Consider the following 4,012-nt stretch of genomic DNA (forward strand, 5'->3'; position numbering starts at 1 on the left):
CCCCGGCGCACAAAACGTTCATGGGAACCACTACTGCAACTAATTCGACTGTAGCAGGTGGAGGTCCGATGCGGGCGAATATTTCACCGCCGGTTCTGCGGAGGCCTCGCCCGAAGGTCCTGCTCCCGCGATGCAGAATCCGGCAACAAGCCCTCGGGGAAAGGTGGTTGAGGCCCGGACGGGAGCCCCGTCCGGGCCGGGGGATTTTTGCGGGCCCGAACGCCTCCGAACGCGTTTCCGCCTCGTCATACGTGCAGGAATGAGCGAAGACACGGCTATCGACGGAGAACCCGTGCCGGCCGGGCGGGGACCGTGGACTCCGCGATCGTGCCGCCGGCGGCACTGGCTCATGGACGACCTGCGCCGACGCGGGCTGCCACCCACGCCGCCGCGCAGCGGCGCCGGGGGTGCGTCAATCGGTCGTGACGGACGTCCCGCCCCACTCCTCCGGGGCAACGTCCGCGAGCGTCTCCGAGAACGTCCACTGGTGGCCCGCGGGGTCCTCGGCGGTGTACTGCCGTTCGCCGTACTCGAAATCGGTCGGTTCCATGATGATGCGTGCGCCGTGCTGCCGGGACCGCTCGTAGTGGGCTCCGACGTCTTCCACGCGGACCGTCACCGAGTGAGTGACCTCGCCGGGGCGTGGCGGGCGGCGATCGTGTCGTACATCACCGACGATCACGGCACCATCGCCGAAGGCGAGCTGTGCGCGGTGGTCCTCGCCGATCCGCACCCGCTCGGCGAACCCGAAGGCTGCACCGAGCCAGGAGACCGCCTCGCGCACGTCGGGATAGATCAGGACGGGGATCACCGTCGCCGCCGGAATGGAGCGATTCGGTCTCATGCCCTGCTCCAGACGTTGGGGCCGCGTCGTGCGACCGACGTACGTACCCACCGGCGGACGCCGGGCCGGCCCGTCGCGGAGGCCGTCGCAGGCGCAGCGGAAGGTTGTCCACTCTCGGCTTCAATGTAGCCGGTTGGGCACTGGTGTGAGCCGCCGCAGCCGGCCCTCGGGTGGCTCCACTGTGAGGATCACCTCGGCGACCGTGGCGTGGCGGGCGGCGGCCATGGTGGAACCCGCACGGTCGGCGCGCAGTGGAATTCGGCCCTTCTCCCCGGTGTTGTCGTAGTCTGGATATACCCCCCCCGGGTATTGAAGGCGGATCGCGGTCCGGGAGGTCGACCTCGCGGCCGTACGGCAGCGACCGGTGGGTGCGTGGGTGCCCGACGTTCGCGAAGCGTTCGAGGTCGCCGCGCTCCGGCCGGGCCCGACCGTCCGATCCGCCTGAACCGACGCTACGAACGGACAGCAGCATGGACTACGGCATTCCCGTCACCCTCGATCTGCCCTTCGGCGACGCCGTCGAGCGCGTGCGTGCCGCACTCGCCGAGCAGGGCTTCGGCATCCTGACCGAGATCGACGTCCGCGCCACGATGCAGGCCAGGCTCGGTGAGGAGATCGAGGACTACCTGATCCTCGGCGCCTGCAACCCGCCGCTCGCCCACCGCGCCCTTGAGGTCGACCGACGCATCGGGCTGCTGCTGCCGTGCAACGTCGTGGTCCGCGCGACCGGCGGGCGGACCGTGGTCGAGGTGATGGACCCGCAGGTCATGGTGCGGGTGACCGAACGGCCCGCGCTGGCTCCCGTCGCCGACGAGGCGGCCGCCCGCCTGCGTGCCGCGCTGGACGCCCTCGCGGACTGACCGGTGTCCTCCGGACCCGCCTCGGCGGGTCCTCTTCTTGGCCCTCCTGTATACCCCCACCCGTATTTTGCGCCCAGTCGGGCCACCCCAGGAACGGAGCATCACGTGAATCACCCGGACACCGCCGTCGGCCGGCCGTCCACCGCGACCCCTGCGGGACCGCCCGGGCCCCCGGGCGTTCTCGGCCGACTCGGCGCCTGGTCGGTACGGCACGTCAAGGCCGTGCTCGTCGGCTGGCTGCTGGTGGTGATCGGCCTCGGTGCGTTCGCCCCGCAGGTCACCTCCGCGCTGTCCGGCGCCGGATGGCAGGCCGACGGCTCGCAGTCGGTGAAGGTCCGACAGCTGGCGGAGCAGCACTTCGCGGGCAACGCCTCCACCGCCCTGCAGATCGTCGTCGCCGCCGACCGCCCGGTCACCGACCCCGCCGTCCAGCAGGTGATCGCCAAGGCGGGCGGGATTGCCGCCGCCGACCCCCGGATCTCCGCCGTCGTCCCGCCGCAGCCCGGCGCGACCATCAGCCGGGACGGCCGCACCGCGATCCTGCTGGCCGGGGCCAAGGCGTCCCCGGACGACATGGTGCGCGCGGCCGACGCCCTCAAGGGGCCGCTGAACGCCCTGTCCGCCGACGGTGTCAGCGTCCACGCCACCGGCGCCTCGGTGCTGTGGAGCGACTTCAACACGGCCAACCACGACGCCATGATGAAGTCCGAGATCATGTCCTGGCCGGTCACCCTGGCCATCCTGGTGCTCGCCTTCGGCTCGCTGGTCGCCGCCGGACTGCCGCTGCTGCTGACCATGGCCGGCCTGGCCGCCTCCGCCGGCTCCCTCGTCCTGATCAGCCATCTCTTCCCGGTCTCCGTCTGGGCGATGAACTTCGCCATGATGTTCGCCCTGGCCCTCGGCATCGACTACGCCCTCTTCCTGGTGGTCCGCTTCCGCAGCGCACGGATGGGACGCTCGATGAACAGTGCCGGGGCGGTGGCCGAGACCATGGACACCGCGGGCAAGGCCGTCCTGCTGTCCGGCGTGACCGTGCTGGTCAGCCTCTCCGCCGTGATGCTGGTCCCGTCCCCGGCCTTCCGCTCCATGGCCGGCGGCATCATGCTCGCCGTGCTGTTCGTCCTCGCCGCCACCCTTACCCTGCTGCCCGCCGTCCTCGGCAAGCTCGGCCACCGCGTCGACGCCCTCGCCCTGCCCTGGGTGAAGACCGGCGAACACCGCTCACCGCGGTTCGCCGCCTGGGGCGAACGTCTGTGGAGGCACCCCCTCCGCTACGGCGCCCTGGCGCTGGCCGCCCTGATCGCCCTCGCCGCACCGGTCATCGGCCTGCGGACCGCGATGCCGTCCATCACCGTCATCCCCGCCCACGACAGCGCCCGCGCCGGCTACACCGCCGTCCAGCAGGCCTTCGGCCCCGGCGCCCCGGGCACTCTGCAGATCATCACCCCCGGCGGGCAGGCCGCCTCGGTCGGCGCGCAGATCGCCCACACGCCCGGCATCGCCGGCGTCATGCCCGCGCAGAGTGCCGCCGACGGCTCCGGCTGGTCGATGATCCAGGCCGTGCCCTCCGTCGACCCGTCCAGCCCGCAGCTCTCCTCGACCGTGCACACCCTGCGTGCCGAACTCCCGCACGGCACCCTGGTCGGCGGCGCGGCGGTCGAGAACCTCGACCTGCAGCACGTGCTCACCCAGAAGACCCCGCTGGTCATCGGCGTGGTGATGGGCCTGGGCTTCCTGTTGCTGCTGGTCGCGCTGCGGGCGCCGCTGATCTCCGCGCTCGGCACCGCCGCGAGCCTGCTGTCCACCGGTGCTGCGTTCGGCGTCGCACGGCTCGTCTTCCAGGACGGCCACGGCTCCGGACTGCTGGGCTTCAAGCCGCAGGGGTTCCTGGACGGCTGGGCCCCGGTGTTCTTCTTCGCGATGATCTTCGCGATCGCCATGGACTACACCGTCTTCCTGCTGGCCTCCGCCAAGGAGCACTACGAACGCAGCGGCGACCCCAAGGAGGCCATGGTCGGCGCGCTCGCCCACTCCGGCCGGGTGATCTTCGCGGCCGCCGGCGTCATGGTCGCGGTGTTCTTCACCTTCGCCCTCTCCGGGCCGCTCCCGCCCAAGGAGATGGGCGTCGTCCTCGGCGTCGCCGTCCTGCTGGACGCCGCGCTGGTCCGCCTGGTCCTGCTCCCGGTCATCCTCCGGCTGACCGGCCGCGCCGCCTGGCACACCCCGGCCTGGCTCGACCGCGTCCTGCCGCGCGTCACCTTCTCCCACGGCTGACCGGCCCCGAACGCCGGTGGCGGGAGCGCGGGTC

General features: G+C 71.8%; 3 protein-coding genes. 2 read left to right on the plus strand and 1 reads right to left on the minus strand.

Annotated features, from left to right (window positions below; genetic code table 11):
- Nucleotides 1–412: 412 nt before the first annotated feature.
- Nucleotides 413–895, minus strand: a complete 483-nt coding sequence (locus tag ACFV0G_RS36510) for a VOC family protein (RefSeq protein ID WP_380557211.1) — start codon at nt 893–895, stop codon at nt 413–415.
- Nucleotides 896–1,314: 419 nt separating this feature from the next.
- Between ACFV0G_RS36510 and ACFV0G_RS36515 the strand changes: the two genes are divergently transcribed.
- Nucleotides 1,315–1,704, plus strand: a complete 390-nt coding sequence (locus ACFV0G_RS36515; RefSeq protein WP_380557213.1) for a DUF302 domain-containing protein — start codon at nt 1,315–1,317, stop codon at nt 1,702–1,704.
- A gap of 105 nt (nt 1,705–1,809) precedes the next feature.
- Nucleotides 1,810–3,978 (plus strand): MMPL family transporter, encoded by a 2,169-nt coding sequence (locus ACFV0G_RS36520; protein WP_380557215.1) that lies wholly within the window; start codon nt 1,810–1,812, stop codon nt 3,976–3,978.
- The last annotated feature ends 34 nt before the right edge of the window (nt 3,979–4,012 follow it).

Origin of the sequence: Kitasatospora sp. NPDC059571 (assembly GCF_042735675.1) — a bacterium.
In the GTDB taxonomy this organism is placed as follows: Bacteria; Actinomycetota; Actinomycetes; order Streptomycetales; family Streptomycetaceae; genus Kitasatospora.

What these genes read in the sequence shown, in the direction of transcription:
- ACFV0G_RS36515 (WP_380557213.1), top strand. Translation starts at nt 1,315, where the DNA reads ATGGACTACGGCATTCCCGTCACCCTCGATCTGCCCTTCGGCGACGCC.